The organism is Alcaligenes sp. RM2 (genome assembly GCF_052931795.1).
On record NZ_JBRFIO010000003.1, the window covers coordinates 45,323 to 69,006 of the forward strand.

Here is a 23,684-nt window from a genome sequence, read left to right on the forward strand (position 1 = left end):
GTGACTGAGATCGCACAGCAGACTGTTGTGGATACGCCAGATCCTCAGCCCGAGGATGTGCTGGCGCGTCTTTATGGTGAGCCGCTGTTTGCGATCCCTCAGGATCTGTATATTCCGCCTGATGCGCTGGAAGTATTTCTGGACGCCTTTGAAGGGCCGCTGGATCTGTTGCTGTATCTGATCCGCAAGCAGAACTTCAATGTGCTGGATATTCCGATGGCCCAGGTCACCGGGCAGTATCTGGCCTATGTGGAGCAGATCCGCGCCACCAATCTGGAGCTGGCGGGGGAGTATCTCTTGATGGCCGCGCTGCTGATCGAGATTAAATCCCGCATGTTGCTGCCAGTGCGGCGCGCTGACACGGGAGAAGAGGTGGATGATCCGCGTGCCGAGCTGGTACGCCGGCTGCTGGAATACGAGCGCATGAAGGAAGGCGCGCGTCGTCTGGACGAGCTACCCTTGATGGGGCGCGATTATCTGCTGGCCAATGCCCAGGCCGAACTGGTTATTGAGGCCATTCCGCCGGAAGTGAATGCGGATGATTTGCGCGAGGCCTGGCTGGGCATCTTGAAGCGTGCCAAGCTCAATGCCAGTCACAAGATTACGCGTGAGCAGTTGTCGGTGCGTGATCACATGAGCCAGATTCTGCGACGTTTGCAGCATGTGCGCTTCATGGAGTTTACAGAGCTGTTTAATGAACGCCTGGATCAGGGTGATCCGGCGGCGGTGCTTGTCGTGCATTTTCTGGCGATGCTGGAATTGGCACGAGAGTCACTGCTTGAAATCACGCAGGCCGAGCCCTACGCTCCTATTTATTTGCGCCTGACTTATATTCGAGCGCAGGCCGATGGGCCTGATCTTATTCCGTAGCGGAGAATTTTTTGAAAGTCGTCCATAACATCCAAGAACTGCGCGATCAGCTCCAGGGCCAGACACGCGTGGCATTTGTTCCAACCATGGGGAATCTGCATCGAGCTCACCTGGACTTGATGAAGTTGGCTCGTCAGCATGGCGATCCGGTGGTGGCCAGTATTTTTGTGAACCGCCTGCAGTTTGGCCCTAACGAGGATTTTGATCGTTACCCGCGCACTTTGCAGGAAGATGCGGCCAAGATGGAGCAGGAGCGCGATGTGTATGTCTTGTTTGCTCCTTCGGAGCGCGAGATGTACCCCGAGCCACAGAGTTTTCGCGTCAGCCCGCCTGATCATTTGGGCCGTATCCTGGAAGGTCATTTCCGTCCTGACTTCTTTGAAGGCGTGTGTACGGTTGTGTTGAAGCTGTTTTCCTGTGTGCAGCCGCGTGTGGCTGTGTTTGGGAAGAAGGATTATCAGCAGTTGATGGTGGTGCGCCAGATGGTGCGTCAGTTCCAGTTGCCGGTAGAGATTCTGGCTCACGAGACGGTGCGGGAAGAGGATGGTTTGGCCATGTCTTCGCGTAATCGCTATTTGAGTCCCGAGGAACGCGCTCAGGCTCCGCAGATTTATTACGCACTGCAGGAAATGAATGAGCGTTTGCAGCAAGGTCAAAGCCGCGAGGAGATTGAGGCTTATGCGACCAAGAAGATGACGGATCTGGGCTGGAAGGTGGACTATATGGCCTTGCGTCGTCAGTCGGATTTGCTGGAACCGACGCCAGAGCAAATTGCAGCTGGCGAACCGTTGGTGGCATTGGCCGCTGCCAAATTGGGCGCGACGCGTTTGATCGACAACCTGGAAATGGTTAAAGCCTGATTTCTTGTGTTGTTTGGTGAGAAAAGCACAGTTTTTACTGTGCTTTTTTTATATCTGCGTGGTTTATTTTTGCAGTCTTTGTCTTTGTCTTTGTCTTTGTCTTTGTCTTTGTCTTTGCCTTTGTCTGGTGCTTTGGTTGGGGTGGTGGCAGTTCAGGCCCCCTCATGCCAGGGTGGGACTCAGTAAGACGCCACTCTGACGCGCAGCTCTGGGGGGCGGCTGACTACTTGCCGGTGCTGCGCACCGGTGCCCTTGTCGAGAGATAGCTACGGGCGCACCCTGAACTCACCCGGTACTTGGTCCCCCGGACCAAGTACAAGCGTCGGGTTCAAACAGCAGGGTGCTTGCATCCCTGCGCTATCTCCCGCCGGCGGCAAGCAGTCTGAATCGCCGCCCCCCAGAGCTGCGCGTCAGAGTGGCTCATGGCCGTGAATGCTCATCTCTGCTGGCAGTTTATGGGGCCGGGTTTGTTGTGTTGCGTTGTGTTGTGCTGTGGTGAGGTGGGGTGTTTGACCGATCCGGGGGGGGACCCAGGTGATTGTTGTGTTTCTTGGGGGGATGAGGCTGTAGCTTTGTCTGCGTTTATCCCCAATTTGAGGCGTAAAAAGATGGTTTTCCGACGCATTGAAAACCGTGTATCTATATTAGTCCTGTGACAAAAACATCCCGTACAAGTTAACAGTCGCGTAGTCCCTGCCTAAAATGACAAACTCTGTCTATGGTTGATTTTTCACATCGCAGGCGGCCTGTTCGCCTGGTACAGATATACGAGACTGACATGGTATTGAATAGTCATTTGCCCGCCTCTGTGCTGTTTGAAAGTCTGACTCCACGCGAGCGCGACGTGCTGTCTTATATTGCCATCGGCAAGGCGAACAAGGTGATTGCGGCTGAATTGGCGATTTCCCAGCGTACGGTGGAGGCGCATCGGGCACGCGTTTTTCAGAAGTTACGCGTGCGCAATGCGGTTGAATTGACCCGCTTTGTATTTAGCGAGCCGGGCTTGCGCGATGTGCTGCCGCCCAGCCTGGTGGGCAGCCTGTCTATTCCTTAGATTAGCGGCAGGCGGGAGTGGCCTGGCCGTCCAGCTCGCTGATCGGGTCGATGTCGGCTTGGCGAGTCAGGTGGCTCTCCAGCGTAGGGCGTTGCTGGTTAAAGGTGTGAATGCGCAGTACGTTGTTGTTCACAAAGCTCAGATCGGCCAAGGTCGAGTCGTTGTTGGCTAGCAAAGCGATGCGGGTAGGCTGTGTGCCGATAGGTACCCAGCAGCCGCTCATGCGGTGTTCTTCGCCAGCACCCAGCGGGGTGGCACGCAAGCGCCATTGGCCAGCAGGAGCCAGGGTTACGCTGATTTTGTAGGGCTCACATGCGCCGCCTTGTGGTGGGCAGGACAGGGTGCCCAGAAAGGTTTTGGGCTCGGCCAGCTCTGGAACGCTACGGTCGACCATGGCGGCAGGCTGCTGGGCGCGGGCCGGTGTGATGGCGTGCAGGCCTTCCTGGTTACCGAAGCCTAAATTGATTTGCGAGGGGGCGCGGGCGGTGCCGCTACCTTGCGCTTGGCGCAGGGCGTCTTTCTGGGTGGAGTCGCGACCCTCGTTGGGGGTAGGCTGAACGGGTGCCTGGGCACATGCTGCCAGCAAAACGACCGAAAGCAAGGTAAGGGAACGCAGGGGGGAAATCTTGGTGAAAGACATGGCGGGCTTCCGTGGACTGGTTGATAGCTGAATTCTACGCTAGACCTGGGGCGGCGGGACAGTATCAGGTCTATTCAGGGTAGGAGGATTGGCGCGGGTACGTTACAGTTTTGTTTTTTATCCGTGGATTGCGCATGCTGACAATTGGGCTGACTGGTGGAATTGGATCGGGCAAAAGCCAGGTGGCCAATTTTTTTGCCTCTTGGGGGGCGGCTGTCGTGGATACGGATGTCATCGCGCATGAGTTGACCGCGCCCGGTGGTCTGGCCATTGAGCCGATTCGCGCTGCCTTTGGGGCACAGGCCTTGGCCGCGGATGGTTCCATGGATCGGGATTGGATGCGGGCCTGTGTATTTGCCGATCCTGATGCCCGTCATCGACTTGAGGCGATCATTCATCCCCTGATTTGGAACGTAACAAAAGCACAGACCTTGAAAGCGCAAGGATGTTATCTTGTTGTGGTTGTACCCTTGCTGGTGGAATCAGGACGATGGCGAGACCGTGTGGACCGGATTTGCGTTGTGGATTGTGATGAAGCGACCCAGATCGAGCGTGTTCAAAAGCGCAACGGGCTGGCAGTGGCCACAATTGAACGTATCATGGCAGCACAGGCGCAACGTCAGCAGCGCCTGGATGTGGCCGACGACGTGGTTCTGAATGATGGGCAGACGACTTTGCCCCTGTTGGAAGAGCGGGCGCGAGCAGTACACCAACGCTGGTGTGCCTTGACTGCCTGACAACACGACGTGTCTGACCCTCCAGTCGACAAAAAAAGGTTTTTAAACGCGTGACTCTATACGAATACCCCTGCAATGAGCGTGTCCGGGCTTTACTGAGAGTCGAATACTTGTTCGATAGGCTGTTTCATTTTTCGGCCAACCAGGATGCGTACTCGCATCAGATCGCTGTAGCGACTTTGTTTGATTTACTGGACATCTCGGATCGAACCGATTTGCGTTCTGCTGTTCTTCAAGACCTTGAGCGTCAGCGCGTGGCGCTGGCTGCGCTGCGTGAACACCCCGGTGTTCAGCTGCAGGCGCTGGACAAGATGATTGAACAAATTGTGCGCGCTTCTGCTGACCTCTCGGCCCAGGGGCGGGTGGGGCAGGGCCTGCGTGAAAATGAATGGTTGGCCAGTTTGCGGGGCCGGGTTGCTGTGCCCGGTGGCACGTCCCAGGTGGACATGCCTTCTTATTACTCCTGGCAACAGCGCCCCGATGCCGATCGTGTCCAGGATTTGCGCCGTTGGTCCGAGTCTTTCCTGCCACTGTATCAAGGTCTGGCCTTGATTTTGCGCTTGCTGCGTCAGTCGGGTGACTCGGCAGACCAACTGGCCCGTGACGGTTCCTATCAAGAAATGCTGGCAGGCAAGACCTTCCAGTTGCTGCGGGTGTGGGTGGACGCCGGTGCGTGCATCTATCCGGAAATGAGCGCTAACCGCTACGTCATCTGGATACGCTTTGTGCAGCAAGATAATCAATTGAAACCGCAGGCCGTGACGGGGGATATCCCCTTCAGGCTGGCCCGTTGCAACTTCGGCTGAAAACGCTGTTCATATAAGGTTCAGACTGCCGCTTTTATACTTGCTGTGCCAGCGTGGTCTAGCAGGGATGCGGTTTTGTCAGCGCTTGTATCTCTTTATCGTTTGAAACTAATTGCTATCGTGTTTTGGCTGCATAATGCGTGTCGCCGTCACGATCGGTAGTGCTTAAACGCTTATTTAGACCGTGCATAGAGACAATCAAGTTTTAGCCGGGGAGTATTCATGTCGGAGTTGAACACAGGCAGAGGTCGGCGGTCCCGATCCTTCTATGTCTGGGTGGTGGTGGGGCTGCTGGTGACAGCAGGCCTCGTTTATTACGCCCTGTCTTCCCCTTCCAGTACGTCCACTCCCATGCGCGGGCCTCGCGGCATGATGGGGGCGACTAAAGTCCCGGTGCAGGTGGCCACGGTCAAGGAAGGCCTGATCGACCAAACGGTCAATGCGATTGCCACGGTTAAACCTTTGCAAACAGTCGCCGTGCGCGGCGAAGTTGATGGTGTGCTCGAACGCATCCACTTCAAGGACGGCCAACGTGTAAAGGCCGGCGATTTGCTGGCCGAGATTGATCCGCGTACCTATCAGGTGCAACTGGATCAGGCGCGTGGCCAATTGGCGCAGAATCAGGCTCAGCTCAAAGGGGCGCAGCAGGAACTGGCCCGCCACCGCGTCCTGTTTCAACAGAATTCTATTGCTCGCCAGGCCTTGGAAACCAAGGAAACGGCCGTTCAGCAACTGCAGGCACAGATCAAATCCAATCAAGCAGAGGTGGCCCGTGCGCAGGTCCAGCTGGATCGCACTCGTATTACGGCGCCTTTGGATGGCCGCCTGGGTTTGCGCAAGCTGGATCAGGGCAATCTGGTGTCTGCCGGTAGTACCGATGGGATTGTCGTCATTACCCAGACGGATCCCATAGGCGTGGAGTTCTCCTTGCCGCAGAATCAATTGAGCAGCCTGCTGGAGGCCATGAAACAAAGCGAATCGCCTTTGCGGGTGTCCCTGATCGACAGCAAGGGTCAGCTCTTGTCGGACAAGGGCCGTTTGCAGGCACTGGATAACCAGATCGACATCAATACCGGCACGCTGAAAGTGAAGGCCGAATTTGATAATGCCGATGAAACCTTGTTTGCTAATCAGTTTGTCAATTCCCGTGTCTTTTTGGGCCAGGAACAAGGCTTGCTGATCCCATCGCACGCTGTGCAACGGGGTTCGGTGGGCACGTATGTGTACACCCTGGATGCCGAGGACAAGGTCCATATCCAGGTGGTGGAATTGGGTACGGCCACGCTGGAATTGACCTTGATTAAAACCGGCCTGAAAGAGGGCGATCGTGTGGTGGTTGAAGGGACTGACCGTTTGCGTGAAGGCTCGGAGGTCGAGGTGATGCAGCAAGATGGTCAGGTCAAGGAAAAGCCTGCGCCCGATGATGCCGCCGACAAGCCAGAGCAAGGCAAACGTCCGGGTGAGGGTCGCCGTCCACGTCCTGCAAGCGAGTAAGCCGTGAGCATGTCGCGTATCTTTATCCTGCGCCCGGTGGCTACCACCTTGGCGATGGTGGCCTTGCTGGTGTCCGGCTTGCTGGCCTATCGCATGTTGCCCGTAGCCGCTTTGCCGCAGGTGGATTACCCCACTATTCAGGTGGTCACGCTCTATCCGGGCGCTAGCCCGGATGTAGTGGCGGCCTTGATCACTTCACCGCTGGAGCGGCGCTTCGGCAGCATGTCGGGCCTGTCGCAGATGATTTCGTCCAGCTCGGGCGGGGCATCGCGCATTACCTTGCAGTTTGATTTGGGCTTGCCCCTGGATGTGGCCGAGCAAGAGGTGCAGGCGGCGATTAATGCCGCCTCCAATATGCTGCCCAATGATTTGCCTGCACCGCCTATCTATAACAAGGTCAATCCGGCTGATACCCCGGTTATTTCTTTGGCGGTGACTTCCCCCAATATGCCCCTGCACGAGGTGCGCGACCTGATTGATGTGCGGGTTGCACAAAAACTCTCGCAGGTGACGGGTGTCGGACTGGTCAGCATTGCGGGTGGTCAGGAACCAGCCATGCGCATTCAGGCTGATCCCAACGCCTTGGCCGTCCGCAATCTGACCTTAAGTCACCTGCGGCAGGCGGTGGTCGCGGCCAACGTGAACCAACCCAAAGGCAATCTGGATGGGCCTCAGCGTTCCACCAGCATCGGTGCCAATGAACAACTGAAAACGGTACAGGATTATGAAAATCTGATCGTCAGCTACAAGGACGGTGCTGCTGTGCGTCTGGGCGAACTGGCCAAGGTGGTGCGGGATGCACAGGATGTGCGTCAGGCCGCCTGGATGGGGACTGTGCCTGCGATCTTGCTGAATATTCAGCGTCAGCCTGGCGCCAACGTCATTGATGTAGTGGACCAGATTCAAAGCCTGCTGCCCGAGATACGCCGTTCCTTGCCGGTCGGTGTGGATGTGGAAGTCGCCACGGACCGCACCCAGACCATTCGGGATTCGGTTGACCATGTGCAAAAGGAAATGATGCTGGCCATTGTGCTGGTGGTGTTGGTGACCTTTGTGTTCCTGCGCACCTGGACGGCTACGCTGATTCCCAGCGTTGTCGTGCCTATCTCCCTGATCGCAACGTTTGCCATCATGCTGATGTGGGGATTCAGTATTAATAACCTGACCCTGATGGCCTTGACGGTTGCCACCGGCTTTGTGGTTGATGATGCGATCGTGATGATCGAGAACATCGCCCGCTATATCGAAAAGGGCGAAACCGCCTTGCAGGCCGCTTTGAAGGGCGCGGCGCAAATTGGCTTTACCCTGCTGTCCCTGACCATCTCCCTGATCGCAGTGCTGATTCCGTTGCTGTTCATGAGTGATGTCATCGGCCGTTTGTTCCGTGAGTTTGCCATTACCCTGGCCGTCGCCATCCTGCTGTCCCTGTTCATTTCGCTGACGCTCACGCCCATGATGTGTGCGCGTATGCTCAAGCCCGAGGACGAGCGCCAGTATGGCCGTTTCACGACCTGGTTGGGCGATCAGATGGACCGCATCATTGCGGCTTACGACCGTGGCCTGATTGTGGTGCTGCGCCACCAGACGCTGACCTTGTGGGTAGCTCTGGGCACAGTGGTGTTGACGGGCCTGCTGTACGTGATCGTCCCCAAAGGCTTTTTCCCGCAACAGGATACCGGCCTGATTCAGGCGATTACCCAAGGACCGCAAACCGCGTCGTTCCGCGCAATGGGGAATTTGCAGCAGCAAGCCGTTGCGATTGTGCTGGAAGATCCGGATGTGGAAGCCGTCACGTCCTTTATCGGGGTAGATGGCACGAACGCCACCTTGAACAATGGCCGTCTGCAAATTGCTTTGAAGCCCATTGGTTCAGGCCGGGCCAGCGCCAATGAAATCATGGCCAGGCTCGATGAGCGTCTGAAAGATATTCCCGGTTTGTCGGTTTACCAACAGTCCATTCAGGAGCTGACGGTAGACGATCAGATCAGCCGTAATGTGTACCAGATGGCCTTGTCGGACCCGGAAACAGAGATGCTGACGACCTGGATGCCGCGTTGGCTGGATGCCGTCAATGCCTTGCCGCAGATTAAAGATGCATCCATGAGCCTGCAAAACGATGGCCTGCAAGTGCTGCTGGATATAGACCGGGATGCGGCAGCCCGTGTGGGCGTGACCAAGGCAAATATCGACGATGCACTGTACGACGCGTTCGGACAGCGTTTGATCTCCACGATCTACACGCAGTCTGCCCAGTACCGCGTCGTGCTGGAGGTAAAGGATCAATATCGCCAAGGCCCGCAGGATCTGGAAAATATTCATGTAATGACAGCGGCAGGTACACCTGTGCCGATTACTTCCCTGGCGCGCATTCAGCTGGTTCCCACAACGTTATCGGTAGAGCGCTTGGGACAGTTCCCGTCCGTGAATGTGTCCTTTGACCTGGCTGATGGCTATTCCTTGTCCGACGCCATTGAAGCCATTGAAACCGTGCCCGACCAGATCGGTATGCCATCCTCGGTGGATACCCGCTACCTGGGTGCCGCCAAGGCCTTCCATGCCTCTTTGTCCAGCACGCTGTGGCTGATGTTGGCCGCCGTGCTGACCATGTACATCGTGCTGGGTGTTTTGTACGAAAGCTATATCCACCCCATCACTATTTTGTCGACGCTGCCTTCGGCTGCCATCGGCGCGCTGCTTGCCTTGCTGTTAGCCGGGCGGGATCTGGACATGGTGGGGGTGATCGGGATCATTCTGCTGATTGGTATCGTGAAAAAGAACGCCATCATGATGATCGACTTCGCCCTGGAGGCGCAGCGCGAGCAGGGCATGAAACCGCAAGAGGCCATTCATCAAGCCGCCTTGCTGCGTTTCCGCCCCATTTTGATGACGACTCTGGCGGCCTTGTTCAGTGCCATCCCTTTGATGCTGGCCACCGGCTCTGGCGCAGAGCTGCGTCAACCCTTGGGACTGGTCATGGTGGGCGGTCTCTTGGCTAGCCAAGTGCTGACCCTGTTCACGACTCCCGTGATCTATCTGTTTTTTGACCGCTTTACCCGTAATGGCGCCAAGTCGGTACGCGAGTCGACATGAAACGCTTGTTAGGGCTATTTATCTTCCGGCCAGTGGGCTCCAGCCTGCTGGCACTGGCGATGGTCTTGGTGGGCGCATTGGCCTTGCGGCTCTTGCCCGTGGCGTCTTTGCCGGAAATGGATTTTCCGGTGATTGCGATTTCGGCCAATTTGCCCGGTGCCAGCCCTGAAACCATGGCTTCCAGTGTGGCCACGCCACTGGAGCAGGCTTTAGGTTCTATTGCTGGGGTGTCGGAAATGAGCTCTCGCAGCAGCGAGGGTTCCACCCAGATCATGCTGGTATTTGAGTTGGACCGGGATATTGAAGGGGCTGCACGCGATGTGCAGGCCGCTATCAACCAGGCCCGGCCCATGTTGCCTTCGGGCATGTCCAGCGTGCCCACCTACGAGAAGGTCAACCCTTCGTCCATGCCTATCATGGTGCTGGCCTTGACCTCGCAGACGGCCAACAAGGCCCAGCTGTTTGATATGGCCAGCGGCATTGTGCAGCAGAAGCTCGCTCAGATTCCGGGCGTAGGTTCGGTAGACGTGGGCGGTGGCTCCTTGCCAGCAGTGCGGGTGGGATTGAATCCCAAGGCATTGGCCTCGGCTGGCATTGCGCTGGACGATGTGCGTTCGGTGATCAATAACGCCAACAGTCTGCGTCCTAATGGCTATCTGGAAAGCGAGCAGGGCCAGTGGCAGATCAACTCGGGTAAGCAGTACAACCAGGCACGGTTTTTTGACCCCTTGATTCTGAAGAATCAGGATGGGCAGGTTATCCGTTTGGGGGATGTCGCCAAGGTCGAGGACTCTGTCGAAAACATTCACAGTATGGGTTATTGGAATAACCAGGAAGCGGTGCTGTTGATTGTGCGTCGTCAGGCGGGCGCCAATATTATCGAGACGGTCAATACCATTCGTGAACGCCTGGCTGGTATCGAGGAAATGCTGCCCACCCAGGCGCAATTGACAGTGGCTCAGGATCGTACGCCCAGTATTCGCGCTACGCTGGAAGAGGCCCAACTGACACTGATTATTGCGGTGGCCCTGGTGGTGCTGGTGGTCTTGCTGTTCCTGCGAAACTGGCGCGCTGCTTTAATTCCGGCTATTGCCGTCCCGGCGTCCTTGATCAGTACCTTTGCCTTCATGCATTTGTTCGGCTTTACGTTGAACACCATTTCCCTGATGGCCCTGATTGTCGCTACCGGATTTGTGGTGGATGACGCCATCGTGGTGCTGGAAAGCATTATGCGTTACCTGGAAAAAGGCTTGTCCCCCATGCGGGCAGCCTTGCGCGGGACGCGGGAGGTGGGCTTTACCGTCACGGCCATGAGCTTGTCGCTGGTGGCCGTGTTCATTCCATTGTGGCTGATCGGGGGGCTGGCGGGGCGCTTGTTCATGGAGTTTGCCGTCACCTTGTGTACCGCCGTGCTGGTGTCCCTGGTGATCTCCTTGATGCTGACTCCCATGATGTCATCGCGCCTGCTGCGTCCTGGGCCGCAAGAGCATGAGTCCACCAACCCTGTCAGTCGTTTTTTGGGCTGGATAGGCAGTGTCAGCTGGCGTGGCTACCGTCGTTCATTGGGGTGGGCGCTCAAGCACCATCGACTGATGCTGTTCTCCTTGTTCGTCACAATTGGCCTGAATGTGTACCTCTACGCCGTAGTGCCCAAGGGGCTGTTCCCGCAGCAGGATACTGGCCAGTTGATGGGGTTTTTCCGAGTCGATCGGGGGACTTCCTTTCAGTCCATGGTGCCCAAGCTGGAATACTTCCGTTCCATCCTGAATCAGGACCCGGACATTCGTTCGGTGGCCGTGTTTGCCGGAGGCCGCAGTGGCAGCACTTCGTCCTTTATTCTGGTTGAACTCAAGCCTATGGACGAGCGCAAGGCCAGCACGACGGATGTTGTGAATCGTCTGCGCGAGCCTTTATCCACCACGCCGGGGGCGCGCATGTTCATGGTGCCGCAGCAGGATATTCCGGTCGGTAGCGGGGGCGGCGGGCGCAGTGGCTCTTACGACTATTCCTTGCTGGGCAGTGACCTGGAGCTGTTGAAAACCTGGTTGCCCAAGGTTCAGCAAGCCATGGCCGAATTGCCAGAGCTGGTGGACGTGGACACTGGCACGGACGATAAGGCCGGTCTGGTCCAACTGGAAATTGACCGCGATATGGCCACGCGCCTGGGCATTGATATGTCCATGGTGGCAGGGACTTTGAACAACTCCTTTTCCCAGCGTCAGGTTTCCACGATTTTTGGCCGCTTGAACCAGTATTACGTAGTCATGGAAGTGGAGCCGCGTTTTGCGCAGGATCTGGAGTCCCTGAAGGAAATCGAGGTTGTTGCCAAAGACGGCACTCGCGTTCCTTTGTCTGCCTTTACGCGCTTTACGACCGGCACCGCGCCGCGCAGCATTAACCATATGGGCTTGCTGGTGGCCGAGTCCGTGTCCTTCGGTTTGGCCGAAGGCGTCACCCTCAGTCAGGCAACGGCGGCCATTGAACAGGCTATGGCTCGCATTCAGCTTCCTACACGCGAGATCCAGGCCGGGTTTGAAGGTAATACGGCGCAGATGCTCGATGCCCTGGCCAAGCAACCCATGATGTTTCTGGCTGCTTTGGTGGCTTTGTATATCGTGCTGGGGATGCTGTACGAGAGCTATATGCACCCGCTCACCATTCTGTCCACTTTGCCTTCGGCCGGGATTGGGGCATTGCTGGCTCTGATGATGACCAGTGGCGAGTTCAACCTGATTGCCATGATCGGGGTGTTCTTGCTGATTGGTATCGTCAAGAAGAACGCCATCATGATGGTGGACTACGCCTTGCAAATGGAGCGTGAGCGCGGCATGGGGTCGCGTGAGGCTATTTACGAAGCCTGCCTGGTGCGATTCCGCCCCATCATGATGACGACCTTGTCCGCCATTTTTGGTGCTATTCCTTTGATTCTGGCCTCCGGGCCCGGCGTGGAAATGCGCCAGCCCTTGGGAGTCACCATTGTGGGTGGTTTGGTGCTCAGTCAAATCCTGACTTTGTACACCACGCCGGTGGTTTATCTTTATCTGGATCGTTTGCGCCATCGCTTCATGCGCCGCAAGAACCAGACAACTTTGAATATATAAGCTGATATGCCTACTTCTAACGCCATGATTCTTCCGCGCTTCGCACTGGCTGGGATGGTGCTGCTCCTGTCCGCATGTGCTGTTGGCCCTGATTATCAGCGGCCCGAAGCGCCGGTGGGCGAGCACTTCCGGGAAGAGGTACGGTCCACGGCCTGGAAGCAGGCCGAACCGGCTGATTTGAAAGACCGCGGCCCCTGGTGGGAAAGCTTCAACGATGGCGTGCTCAACACCCTGATGCAAAGCCTTAATGAGCAGAACTTTACCTTGCAGCAGGCACAGGCACGCGTTCGTCAGGCGCAGGCCACTCTGTCCAACACGCGTTCGACCCAGTTCCCGCAAGTAGGCAGTTCGGTCGGCACGACAAGGCGTGGCAGTGGGTCCGGTGATACCAGGCAAAGCAGCAGCGCCTATGACGCCAGCATTACGGTGAATTGGGAAGTGGACTTGTGGGGGCGGATTCGCCGTCAGGTAGAAGCAGGTGATGCTGGCCTGCAAGCCAGTGCTGCGGATATGGCTGCCACACGCTTGAGCCTGCAGTCTCAATTGGCGCAGACCTATTTGCAGTACCGCAGTGTGGAGTCCAGCGAGCGAGTGCTGGATGAAACCGTGGCCGCGTACGAGCGTTCTTTGCAAATCAATCAGAATCGCCTGGACGCCGGGTTTTCGGCACCGGGAGATGTGGCCGCAGCCTTAAGCCAGCTAGAGGGGGCTCGCACCCAGCGCTTGGCCTTGAATCGCGAGAAGGCCTCCTACCTGCATGCGATGGCTGTGTTGGTAGGCCGCGCACCTTCCCAGTTTGAGGTGGTGCCTCATGCGCCCTGGCCTGTTGCTCCGGATATTCCGGTGGGTCTGCCATCCAGTTTGCTGGAACGTCGCCCCGATGTGGCCCGTGCCGAGCGTCGCATGGCGCAGGCCAATGCCCAGATTGGTGTGGCCAAGGCTGCCTGGTTTCCCAGTTTGAGCCTGAAGGCCAGTGGGGGGTTCAGCAGCAGTGATCTTGGCGAATGGCTGACGGCACCCGCGCGTGTCTGGTCCCTGGGTCCTGCCTTTGCCCTGACCTTGCTGGATTTTGGGGCACGCCGTGCGCAAGTCGAGCAGGCCGAGGCCAGCTATGACGAACAATTGGCTGCCTACCGTCAGACGGTGCTGGATGCGTTGAAGGAAGTGGAAGATGCCTTGTCTGAACGCAATGGCCTGGAGCTGGAGCAAGCCAGCCAGGCGCGTTCTCTGGCCGCGGCACGCGAGTCCTTGCGGCTGACACGCAATCAGTTTGATGCTGGTCTGGTGGATTTTCTGAGTCTGGCCCAAACCCAGGCCACGGCGCTGTCGGCCGAGCGGCAGGCTTTGGACCTGGAGTCTCAACGCCTGCGGGCTGCGGTCAAGCTGATGGTTGCCTTGGGCGGCGGTTGGGATGTAGCGACAGGTCTGAACCCCGAAGAGCCGAACGCGGTGGAAGCTGATCCAGCCGCTAAAGCAGAATAGGTTCGGCCTGACCTACACTAATCTGACCTGACCTGACATGACCTGACCCGATCCAATCTGGTCTTAATCAAGTTTGGTTTAGTTTGGTTTGAGGTGGTTCGGCGTTGGCTGAACTTCTTGGCGCTTGGTTTGGTTTAGTTTGGCCGTTTCATTGTGCTCTCCGGCCTGGCTGGGCCGGAGCTTCAACGCCCGGTTTGCCCCGTATGGACCAAGCAAAGATTGGACTACCTCCCAAGCTTGGGGCTGCAGTTTGCTTGCTTAGCGTTCAACAGCGGCTCATTCCTTGCTTGATATGGCGTGGAAACCGCCTCAGTCCTGGTCCATCCAGGCATACAGCCCGTCAACCCATTCCTCGCCGTCGGCCAAGCCCAAGGTGGCGTGGATCTCTTCGGCCCGCTGGTACAAGTCATCAAAGTCAATTTGTGGCGGGTCAGCAAAAGCCAGGGCGACCAGATTGCCATCGTGCGTTTCAGGTAACCAGACTACGGCCGGGAAGCTTTCTTGAAGCGCATGCAGATTGCGCGCATGGACCAGTTCCGAGCCCAGCAAATTCACCGTTAACAGTCCTTGTGGCCCCAGAGCCTTGCGGCAGGCCTGATAGAAAGCTGCGCTTTCCAGGGCAGGGTGTTCGGCCTGGTCGGAGTACACATCAATTTGCAGCACATCCAGCTCGCCGTAGACGGCATCCAGATAGTCCAGCGCGTCTACCGTGTGCACGTTCAGGCGTTCGTCGTCGGGCGGCAGGTTAAACAGCAGGCGACTGGCCTGCACCACTTCCGGGTTGATTTCCACGGCGTCGATGCGCGCCTGGGGGAAGTGCTGGTAGCAAAAGCGTGTCAGGCTGCCTGCGCCCAGGCCAAGCTGGGCAATACGACGTGGATCGGTCTGGAACAAGGTCCAGATCATCATTTGGCGAATGTAGTGCAGCTCTAGCTGATCGGGAGCATCCAGGCGCATGGCACCTTGCACCCAGGCAGAGCCCAGGTGCAGGTAGCGTACGCCTTCATGTTCTGAAATAGTGACGTGTGGCGTCATGCCGGGTCGTTGTCCAGCATGTGGCGTATACCGGCAATACCGTGTGCACCGTGGTTGCGGGCGTCAGCCAAGGTCCTGGCCGATTGCCCGCCTATGGCAAACACTGGCAGGCCAGCTTGTTCCGCCAGGCTGGCGAAACGGGCCCAGCCCATGCCGGGATCGCCGGGATGGGAGGAGGTTTCCAGGACATGGCCCAGAACCAGAAAGTCCGCCTGGATTTTGCGGGCTATTTCAATATCACTTTCATTGTGCGTGGACATGCCGATCAGGCCTTTGCTGATCGCGGGAAATGTCGTCAGGGTGTCGTGGCATTTCGCGGAAAGGGATTGGGCGTCGCTGGCGCGCAAATGCACACCATCGGCATGGTCCCACCAGCTCTCGGGGTGCAGGCTATTGACCAGGCAGCGCGCTTGGTAGCGCTGGCACAGGTTCACAACTTGCAGGAACGCCTGGTGCAAATGGAATTCGGCATCGGGCCGGGTAGCCCAGGCTGGCTCACGAAACTGGACCAGGGCCGGGCCTTGTTGCAGGGCTTGTTCCAGTTGTTCCAGATAGGCGGGTAAGCGGGCCGGCTCGTCGATGTTGGTAATCAGATAGCGTTCGGGCAGTTGCAGCCATTTAAGTGGCGGTTCGGTAGCAGGCAGTACAGGGCCGACTTCCAAAGGACCTTCAGGGTTGACCCAGGCAAGCTCTTGGCCTTCCAGGCACTGGGGTTCGCCTTCCCATTCCCGCACCAGGCAGAAAGAGAGTTTGACGAAATTCTTGGGGTATTCGTGTGTATAGGTAACCCAGGGGTGTGCGTGGGTGGTTTCAATGCCGAGTTCTTCGCGCAGTTCCCGTACCAGCGCCTGTATGACGCTCTCGCCCGCCTCAATCTTGCCGCCTGGCAGTTCCCACCAGCCCGGCCAGGGTTTATCGGCTGGGCGTTTTCCCAGTAGCACTTGGCCGTGTTGGTTCAGTAAAACGCCAACGGCCACTTCCAACGTGGGTTTAGACATGTCTAGCGGTCCAATCTCTAGCAAATTGACGTGCTACCCGGCCGGAGCGAGAGCCACGTTCCAGAGCCCATTGCAAGGCTTCCATACGCGAGCTTTCAATGTGTTCTGCAGGGCAACCCAAAGCGCCAAGCCAGTAATACACAATGTCCAGGTAGTCGTCTTGTTTAAAGGGGTAAAACGACAACCATAGTCCAAAGCGCTCGGACAGGGATACCTTTTCTTCAACGGCTTCACCGGGGTGGATCTCGCCGTCTGCAGACGTGGAGGCACTCAGGTTCTCTTTCATGTACTCGGGCATCAGGTGACGTCGGTTGGACGTGGCGTAGATCAGTACATTGTCGCCAGGGGAGGCCAGCGAGCCGTCCAGCACGGATTTAAGCGCCTTGTAACCGGCTTCACCTTCTTCAAAGGACAGGTCGTCGCTGAAGATGATGAAGTGTTCGGGGCGGGTGCTGATCAGGTCAATGATGTAGCCCAGGTCGCCCAGATCGGATTTGTCCACTTCGATCAGACGCAGGCCCTGATCGGCAAATTTGGCCAGCATGGCCTTGACCAGCGAGCTTTTGCCCGTACCGCGAGCACCTGTCATCAAGACGTTATTGGCCGGTTTGCCTGCCAGGAAATGGCGGGTGTTGCGCTCAATAATGCCCTTTTGGCGTTCGATATGATGCAGGTCTTCGGTCTGGATGGTGGCTACGTGCTGGACACCTTCAAGCCAGCCGCGCGAACCATTGGTACGCCAGCGAAAAGCAATGGAATCCCAGTTGATAGGGGGTGGAGCAGGGGGCAGCCAGGCTTCCAGTTGAGCGAGAACCCGCTCGGCCCGGCTGATCAGGGTACTAAGGTCTTGCGAACTCAAGACAGTCTCCGTTTCAGGTTGAAATGCTTATTATCGCTAATTTGGCCCCTTTTTCTGTGATCACTGTTGTGCTTGACGCGTAACAATAGGCCCAAAGCGATTCAAAATCGTATAATCATCAAGTTACGGTTGGCCGATAGCGGCCCCCTCCCTTACTCGTCCGGAATTCTGTTTTGAACCTGTCCACCCTGATTGAACCTATTGCCGACGACATGAAGGCTCTTGATGTCGTCATTCGTGAGCGCTTGAATTCGGATGTGGTGCTGATACGCACAATCGGCGAATACATCGTTAGTGCTGGCGGCAAGCGCATGCGTCCTGCGCTGCTGTTGCTGGTAGCCCGCGCGCTGGCTTATCAGGGGAGCACGCACCATCTGTTGGCAGGTGTGGTGGAGTTCATCCACACCGCCACCTTGCTGCACGACGATGTGGTCGATGAATCCGATATGCGACGCGGTCGCCACACGGCCAATGCGGTCTACGGTAATGCCGCCAGCGTGCTGGTTGGCGACTACTTGTACTCGCGCTCCTTCGAGATGATGGTGCAGTCGAACTCCATGCCGGCCATGGCCGTGCTGTCGGCAGCCACCACGGTGATCGCCGAAGGCGAGGTCTTGCAGCTGCTGAACGTACACGACCCGGACGTTTCCCTGGAACGTTACCTGCAAGTCGTACGCTATAAGACAGCCAAGCTGTTTGAAGCGGCGGCGCAAGTGGGGGCGATTGTGGCCGGTGCTTCGCCTGAAATGGAAGAAGCCATGGCCGCCTATGGCCGCCACCTGGGTACCGCCTTCCAATTGGTTGACGACGTGCTCGATTACACCGGTGATGCCCAGGCCTTGGGCAAGAACGTGGGTGACGATCTGCGCGAAGGCAAACCCACCATGCCACTGATCCGTGTCATGGAAGTTGGCACACCCGAGCAGGTTCAACTGATCAAGTCGGCCATTGAAACCGGTGATGCGGATTTTGCCGCTGTTGCACAGGCTATCGAGCAAACCGATGCTTTGGCCTATACCCGTGAAGCGGCCAAGGCAGAAGCCCAGCTGGCTGTTCAGGCCTTGGCTGATGTTCCCGAGAGCGAATTCAAGCAGGTATTACTGAGCTTGTGCGCGTTTTCCATCGAGCGCGACCGCTAAGTCTCCAGCTTTTCCCAACCCGCCACATGGCGGGTTTTTTTGTAATAAAGCGGGCCGATTCAGGGAAATTGGCGTCATTAGGCGCCTGTTCATGTTATTTTTCTCGGTTTTACTACGCTGTTGGTGGTCATGCCTTTGTCCCACAAGGACGAAGTAGCGACGATAGACATGCCTATTTGAACAAATTGGTTTGAAGCCTCTGTCAGACACAAAGGTGCAGGCCCCTTATTCCAAAGATGTAAGGAACGGATAGATGAACATTCAGCTCGATATCGCGCAAACGGTAGGTTTGGCGGCTGTTTTTCTCGTGCTGGGAGAATATATAAAGAATCGCGTTGCTGTATTGGCCCGCTATTTTATTCCCAGCCCCATTATCGGCGGATTGATTTTTGCCTTGATTGCCTTGGTTGGACATCAGACCGGCTCGTTCAACTTTACGTTTAACGACGATATACGCAATTTCTTGCTGATGGCCTTTTTCACGACCATCGGTTTTTCAGCCAGCTTCGAGTTGCTGAAAAAGGGTGGTCTGGCCGTTGCTTTGTTCCTGGGCTGCGCGGTTGTCCTGATTATTTTGCAGAACGTGATGGGCGTGACCTTGGCGACCCTCATGGACGCCAATCCCTTGCTGGGTCTGGCCGCCGGTTCGATCTCCATGACGGGGGGCCACGGTACTTCTGCTGCCTTTGGTCCAATGCTGGAAAATGCTGGTGCTGTTGGGGCTTTGCCTGCTGCCATTGCCGCTTCGACATGGGGGCTGGTAATGGGTTGTGTCATCGGCGGCCCCTTGGGCAAGCGCCTGATGAAAAAATACAATATCGACGGTCCTGCTCCACACCGTCGTCATCGTCGTCAGCACGAAGGTACAGATGCGCCTCATGCGATGGAGACTACGGTCAAGCAAACCGTTCAGGCTGATGATGGCGGCTTTGAAATGCCGGTATACGCCGTAGTGCTGCTGTCTATAGCGATTGGTGTGGGCAGTGTCATCATTGAATGGCTGGGCGATCGTGGCATTGTCTTGCCTGCTTACCTGGGCTCCATGCTGGTGGCGGCCATCATCCGTAACGTGATCGACTGGCGTCGTTACCGCTTGCCGGAAAAAGAGTTTGAGATCATCGGCAATGTGTCGTTGGCTTTCTTCCTGGTCATGGCGCTGATGGTGATGAAACTGTGGGAGCTGGCTCAAGTGGCAGGTCCGCTCTTGGTGATCCTGATTGCCCAGACTGTCATGATGTTCTTCTTTGCCAGCTACGTGACTTTCAAGGTCATGGGCAAGGACTACGATGCTGTGGTGATGTCGGCTGGCCATTGTGGTTTTGGCATGGGTGCAACGCCTAACGCCATGGCGAATATGCAGGCCTTCACGGAAGATAATGGTCCATCACGCAAAGCCTTCTTTGTGATTCCTCTGGTGGGCTCCTTGTTCATCGACTTCTTCAATGCCGTGATCATTACCGGCTTTGTGAACTTTTTGACGTAAGCGCGCAAGGTTCAGGCCGCGCCGTTCGGCGCGGCAGTGTCTCGTAGCAGGGCCCTTGGGCGTCACGGACAGGGGGTGTGTGGATTTTGCTCGGGACGGCTTGGGCAAAGGCGATGCCCGAACCTTAGCGTACGCCGTTTTTTGATGGGCAAGATGGCAAGACCACCTCTGTAAACGATCCGTTCAGGCTTTGTTAAGCACATCCCTTAAGGCCTCGGACAGTTCAGGGTGACGCCAACTGAAACCTGCTTGCTGGGCGCGTTGCGGAATCAGTCGTTGTCCGCCCAGCAGCAGAACAGACATCTCTCCCAATGCCAGCCGTAGCACCCAGGCCGGGGCATGAAACAGGGCTGGCTTGCCCAGCTCTTGCGCCAGGATGCGGGTGAACTCCGCATTGCGCACAGGCTGCGGCGCACACGCGTTATAGGGGCCTTCACAGCTTTGACTGTGCAAAAGGTAGTCGATGAGAGCGACCTGGTCTTCAATGTGTATCCATGGCATCCACTGCTGACCATCACCTAGTCTGGCACCCAATCCTAGCTTGAACGAGGGGAGCAGCCGAGCTAGCATCCCGGCGTTTCTGGCCAAGACGGGCGCGGTGCGCAGCAAGACCACGCGCGCCCCCCACTGGCGAGCCTGTTCAGCCTCTTGCTCCCAGGCCACGCAAAGTTGGCTCCCAAAGTCCTTGTTGCCGGGTGCGCTGGCCTCAGTCAGTTGCTGTTCGCCGCCATCCCCGTACCAGCCTACCGCGGAGCCCGAGATCAAGACGGGGGGCACCGACGCTTGTCGCCCCATCCAGTCCACCAGACGGCGTGTCAGATCGACCCGACTTTGCCATAGAAGCTGGCGCCGTGCCTCAGTCCAGCGTTGATTGGCAATGGGCGCTCCGGCCAGGTTGATGACCGCGTCAAACGGCGCGCTGCCATTGAGCTCGTCCAGCACCGCGATACCCGTTGCGCCTGGGCACAATTGGGGGACTTGCTGGGGGTTTCGGCTCCACACCCAGAGTTCGTGGCCGTATTGTTGCCAGTGTTGGCAAAGGGCCTGTCCAATGAGGCCCGTGCCTCCTGTCAGAAGGATGCGCATGGAATTCTCCGTGTGTGAAGGTGAGCAAAGAACTTACCAAGGCAGTCCGTGACCATTGTAGGCCCAGAAACCACCACTGTCCTTTGGGCTGAGTGTGTCTAGCGTGGCCAGCAGGGCTTGCGCCGCATCGGCAGGCGGGCGGCCGATTTGAGCGCCCCGAAAGGGCGCCGACAAGGCTGAGGTAACAGTGCCTGGGTGCAGCGCTCGTGTCTGGGGAGCAACGGTGCAAAATGGGCCAGTACCAGGGCCGGGCCTATCGCGTTGGTGCTAAAGTTGGCCATCAGGTGGGCGGCATTCAGATCGGCCAAGCGCTTTTCAGGACCCCCGGTAGGGCTACTGAGCATGCCGGTGGCAAGCACGATGAGATGCCAGGGTCCTTGTGTGCTCAAGGTTTGGGCCGCTGTGGCAATCGTCTCGGGCTGATCGAAGTCCAGGGCGGGTGTGCTGCGCCGATGCAGGCTAACCAGCTCGCCGCAGCGAGGATCGGCGGCCAGCTGGGCGGTCATGGCGCCGGAGCTGCCCAGGATAAGGGCACGGTAAGCGGTGGGCAGGGATTGCATGTCATGCCTCGGTCAGTGTGGGTGGCTTACAGAGTATCCAGGTTCTTGCGCAGTTGCCCTGCGTGGGTGCGTAGGGCAACTTGTTGCTCGGGGGCCATTTTCTGCCATTGGCGATACATCAATGCCATCCGTCCCGCGCCTCCCAGTTCTTGGGCATTGCAGGCAAGGAAATCCCAGTACAAGGCATTGAAGGGGCAGGCGTGTGGCCCTGTTTTCTCCTTGGGCTTGTAGGCACAACCCTGACAGTAGTCGCTCATGCGTTGTAAATAGGCGGCGCTGCTGATGTAAGGCTTGGTGGCGATCAGGCCAGCGTCGGCATACTGACTCATACCCAGTGTATTGGGCAGTTCCACCCATTCAAAAGCGTCAATATAGATGCCCAGATACCAGCGGTGGACAGCAGCCGGGTCGAGTCCGGCCAGCAGAGCAAAGTTGCCAATCACCATCAGGCGCTGGATATGGTGAGCATGAGCGCTGTGCAAGGACTGCTGAATGCACTGTTTCAGGCATCGCATGCGGGTGTTCCCAGTCCAGAACCAGTGCGGCAGTGGCAAATCATGCCCGAATGCATTGAGGCTTTCGTAGCCCGGCATGTGAGCCCAGTAGATGCCGCGTACGTATTCGCGCCAACCCAGGATCTGGCGTGTAAAGCCTTCCACGGCAGCCAAGGGGGCCTGTTCCTCTCGCCAGGCCCGTTCGGCCCGTTCCAGCACCTCAAGCGGGTGGAGCATTTTGACGTTCAGGGCGAACGAGAGCAGCGAGTGAAACAGCCGAGGAGCTCGGCTGGACATGGCATCTTCGTAGTCGCCAAAATGCGGCAGAGCATGGGTGATGAAGGCCTTCAGACAGTGCAGTGCTTCCTGGCGGTTCAGCGGCCAGCGAAAGGCGTTGGCCTGGGGATCGCCAAAGCTGGGCACATCACAACGCTGCAGCTTTTCCCAAAGCACACTGTGGTCGTGGCAGGGCCGCCAGTCGGTGGGTTCAGCCGGAGTGCCGGGCCAGGGTTTGCGATTCTCATGGTCAAAGTTCCACTTGCCACCGACCGGCTGCTCATGGTCGTCCAGCAGCAACCGGTACCGGCGACGCATACGGCGATAGAAATGCTCCATCAGCCATTGGCGTCGACCGCGCATCTGGGTCGCCAGCTCATCGCGGCGGCTCAGAAAGTGTTCACTATCCACCCCTGAGCAACTCAGGGACTGCGTGTCTGCCCACTGTTGCAATTGAGTATCCAGTCGCCATTCGTCGGCTTGTTGCCATTGCACCTGGTGGACACCGTAATGCGCCGCGAGCGCCGTCAGGTTGTCGGTGATGGAGTGACGGTTGCTGGGGTCTTCAAAGGTCACATAACGCACACGATGGCCAGCGGCTCGCAACTGCTGCGCAAAGTCACGCATTGCAGCGAAAATGGCCAGAATTTTCTGTGCATGATGCAAGACATAGTCGGTTTCCTGACGCACCTCCATCAGTACATAGACCACCTGACTGTCCACCTGTTGGAACCAGCTGTGCTGTGGGTTGAGCTGGTCGCCCAGTATCAGGCGCAGAGTGTGGGCGCGGTAGTGCGCGGGGTGTGCTGTCTCCATGTGCGGCTGCGTTTACATTCCAGTGACACGACGTACCGCCGAAAAGTACCAGCTATCGGGCAGGCATCGCATGAGCTTTACCAAGCGGGTAAAACGACGGGGGAAGTTCATTTCAAACTGTCCCTGTTTCCAGCCATGCAGGATATGACGGGCTGCTTCTTCTGGGGTGATGAGCGCGGGCATCTTGAAGCTGTTCTGGACGGTCAGCGGGGTGTCTACAAAACCGGGGTTGATAATGGAAATGCCCAGTCCCAACGGGTGCAGATCCAAATAGAGGTTCTCCGCCAGATTATTCAGTGCGGCTTTGGTGGGCCCATAGGCCAGGGACATTGGCAGCCCGCGGTAGCCCGCCACGCTACCCACCAGGGCCAGGTGGCCGCGTCCGGCCTCAAGCAGCATCGGGATGACCGCATCGAGCAGATGCAGCGCGCCCACATAATTGACTGCCAGATGTTTCTGCATCTCCAGAAGATTGAACTCGGTCGCCCGTTGGGGCAGGTACCTGCCTGCGCAATACAGCACCAGATCGGGCGCCATATCGACGCAGGCTTGTACTTTCAGCTTGGCCGCAGCCAGCGTTTCAGGTTCGGTGACATCCAGCGGGACGACGACAAACCTCTCCCGGCCTTGGGCCAGCTCGTGCAGCGCATCGGTGTCTCTGGCCGAGACGATGACCTGCGCGCCTTGCGCATGAAGCGCCTCCGCGGTGGCTCTGCCTATGCCTGATGAGGCACCGACAATCCAGGCGTATTTTCCTTGCCAGTGACTGAGCGGCGGATTGAGTTTTGCGTGTAGCAGTGTCAT

Annotated in this window: 19 protein-coding genes; 11 read left to right on the top strand and 8 right to left on the bottom strand. The window is 57.4% G+C overall.

What is annotated here, in order from left to right; translation table 11 throughout:
* Positions 1-27 precede the first annotated feature (27 nt).
* The 3 genes from ACU6HM_RS11890 (at position 28) to ACU6HM_RS11900 (ending at position 2,784) form a co-directional block, all read left to right on the top strand.
* The gene (locus ACU6HM_RS11890; RefSeq protein WP_446763849.1) at positions 28-870 is read left to right on the top strand and encodes a segregation and condensation protein A; all 843 of its coding nucleotides are present in this window, start codon (positions 28-30) and stop codon (positions 868-870) included.
* 11 nt (positions 871-881) lie between these two features.
* Complete coding sequence (gene panC / locus ACU6HM_RS11895; protein WP_009458740.1) at positions 882-1,730, top strand: pantoate--beta-alanine ligase; 849 nt, start codon at positions 882-884, stop codon at positions 1,728-1,730.
* 778 nt (positions 1,731-2,508) lie between these two features.
* Positions 2,509-2,784 carry a response regulator transcription factor gene (locus tag ACU6HM_RS11900; RefSeq protein WP_009458741.1) on the top strand — a complete coding sequence of 92 codons (276 nt, stop codon included), beginning with the start codon at positions 2,509-2,511 and terminating at the stop codon, positions 2,782-2,784.
* 1 nt (position 2,785) lies between these two features.
* On the opposite strand, the gene ACU6HM_RS11905 is transcribed toward ACU6HM_RS11900, so the two are convergent.
* Positions 2,786-3,424: a hypothetical protein gene (locus tag ACU6HM_RS11905; RefSeq protein ID WP_009458742.1), complete on the bottom strand. Its 639-nt coding sequence runs from the start codon at positions 3,422-3,424 to the stop codon at positions 2,786-2,788.
* Between the two features lie 134 nt (positions 3,425-3,558).
* Here ACU6HM_RS11905 and coaE point away from each other — a divergent pair, with 134 nt between their 5' ends.
* From coaE to ACU6HM_RS11935, 6 genes are all read left to right on the top strand, one after another.
* Positions 3,559-4,161, top strand: coding sequence for a dephospho-CoA kinase (gene coaE / locus ACU6HM_RS11910; protein WP_009458744.1), 603 nt, complete (start codon positions 3,559-3,561; stop codon positions 4,159-4,161).
* Positions 4,162-4,211: 50 nt separating this feature from the next.
* Entirely contained in the window at positions 4,212-4,967 is a 756-nt protein-coding gene (gene zapD / locus ACU6HM_RS11915) for a cell division protein ZapD (protein ID WP_026484449.1), read from the top strand.
* Positions 4,968-5,189: 222 nt separating this feature from the next.
* On the top strand, positions 5,190-6,461 hold the full coding sequence (locus ACU6HM_RS11920) for an efflux RND transporter periplasmic adaptor subunit (protein WP_203145432.1): 1,272 nt from the start codon (positions 5,190-5,192) through the stop codon (positions 6,459-6,461).
* A gap of 3 nt (positions 6,462-6,464) precedes the next feature.
* Positions 6,465-9,551, top strand: a complete 3,087-nt coding sequence (locus ACU6HM_RS11925; RefSeq protein WP_446763850.1) for a multidrug efflux RND transporter permease subunit — start codon at positions 6,465-6,467, stop codon at positions 9,549-9,551.
* Positions 9,548-12,652 carry an efflux RND transporter permease subunit gene (locus tag ACU6HM_RS11930; protein ID WP_022983623.1) on the top strand — a complete coding sequence of 1,035 codons (3,105 nt, stop codon included), beginning with the start codon at positions 9,548-9,550 and terminating at the stop codon, positions 12,650-12,652. Before ACU6HM_RS11925 ends, ACU6HM_RS11930 begins: the two co-directional genes overlap by 4 nt.
* Before the next feature lie 6 nt (positions 12,653-12,658).
* Positions 12,659-14,134 carry an efflux transporter outer membrane subunit gene (locus ACU6HM_RS11935; protein ID WP_336974127.1) on the top strand — a complete coding sequence of 492 codons (1,476 nt, stop codon included), beginning with the start codon at positions 12,659-12,661 and terminating at the stop codon, positions 14,132-14,134.
* Positions 14,135-14,443: 309 nt separating this feature from the next.
* Here ACU6HM_RS11935 and ACU6HM_RS11940 read toward each other — a convergent pair whose 3' ends face one another.
* The 3 genes from ACU6HM_RS11940 to ACU6HM_RS11950 are packed head-to-tail and all read right to left on the bottom strand — an operon-like array spanning position 14,444 to position 17,026.
* Positions 14,444-15,169: a spermine/spermidine synthase domain-containing protein gene (locus ACU6HM_RS11940; RefSeq protein WP_022983621.1), complete on the bottom strand. Its 726-nt coding sequence runs from the start codon at positions 15,167-15,169 to the stop codon at positions 14,444-14,446.
* Positions 15,166-16,167: a Nudix family hydrolase gene (locus ACU6HM_RS11945; RefSeq protein WP_254498813.1), complete on the bottom strand. Its 1,002-nt coding sequence runs from the start codon at positions 16,165-16,167 to the stop codon at positions 15,166-15,168. Before ACU6HM_RS11945 ends, ACU6HM_RS11940 begins: the two co-directional genes overlap by 4 nt.
* Positions 16,160-17,026 carry an ATP-binding protein gene (locus ACU6HM_RS11950; RefSeq protein ID WP_009458756.1) on the bottom strand — a complete coding sequence of 289 codons (867 nt, stop codon included), beginning with the start codon at positions 17,024-17,026 and terminating at the stop codon, positions 16,160-16,162. Before ACU6HM_RS11950 ends, ACU6HM_RS11945 begins: the two co-directional genes overlap by 8 nt.
* A gap of 173 nt (positions 17,027-17,199) precedes the next feature.
* Here ACU6HM_RS11950 and ispB point away from each other — a divergent pair, with 173 nt between their 5' ends.
* Positions 17,200-18,165 carry an octaprenyl diphosphate synthase gene (ispB, locus tag ACU6HM_RS11955; protein WP_009458758.1) on the top strand — a complete coding sequence of 322 codons (966 nt, stop codon included), beginning with the start codon at positions 17,200-17,202 and terminating at the stop codon, positions 18,163-18,165.
* 253 nt (positions 18,166-18,418) lie between these two features.
* Complete coding sequence (gene gltS / locus ACU6HM_RS11960; protein WP_009458760.1) at positions 18,419-19,648, top strand: sodium/glutamate symporter; 1,230 nt, start codon at positions 18,419-18,421, stop codon at positions 19,646-19,648.
* 183 nt (positions 19,649-19,831) lie between these two features.
* Here the strand turns inward: gltS and ACU6HM_RS11965 are convergent, their stop codons facing one another.
* The 4 genes from ACU6HM_RS11965 to ACU6HM_RS11980 form a co-directional block, all read right to left on the bottom strand.
* Positions 19,832-20,734, bottom strand: a complete 903-nt coding sequence (locus tag ACU6HM_RS11965) for a TIGR01777 family oxidoreductase (RefSeq protein ID WP_022983620.1) — start codon at positions 20,732-20,734, stop codon at positions 19,832-19,834.
* A gap of 98 nt (positions 20,735-20,832) precedes the next feature.
* Positions 20,833-21,294, bottom strand: a complete 462-nt coding sequence (locus ACU6HM_RS11970; protein WP_446763851.1) for a hypothetical protein — start codon at positions 21,292-21,294, stop codon at positions 20,833-20,835.
* A 26-nt stretch (positions 21,295-21,320) separates the two neighbouring features.
* Positions 21,321-22,880, bottom strand: coding sequence for a cryptochrome/photolyase family protein (locus ACU6HM_RS11975; protein WP_446763852.1), 1,560 nt, complete (start codon positions 22,878-22,880; stop codon positions 21,321-21,323).
* Between the two features lie 12 nt (positions 22,881-22,892).
* The gene (locus tag ACU6HM_RS11980) at positions 22,893-23,684 is read right to left on the bottom strand and encodes an SDR family NAD(P)-dependent oxidoreductase (RefSeq protein ID WP_446763853.1); all 792 of its coding nucleotides are present in this window, start codon (positions 23,682-23,684) and stop codon (positions 22,893-22,895) included.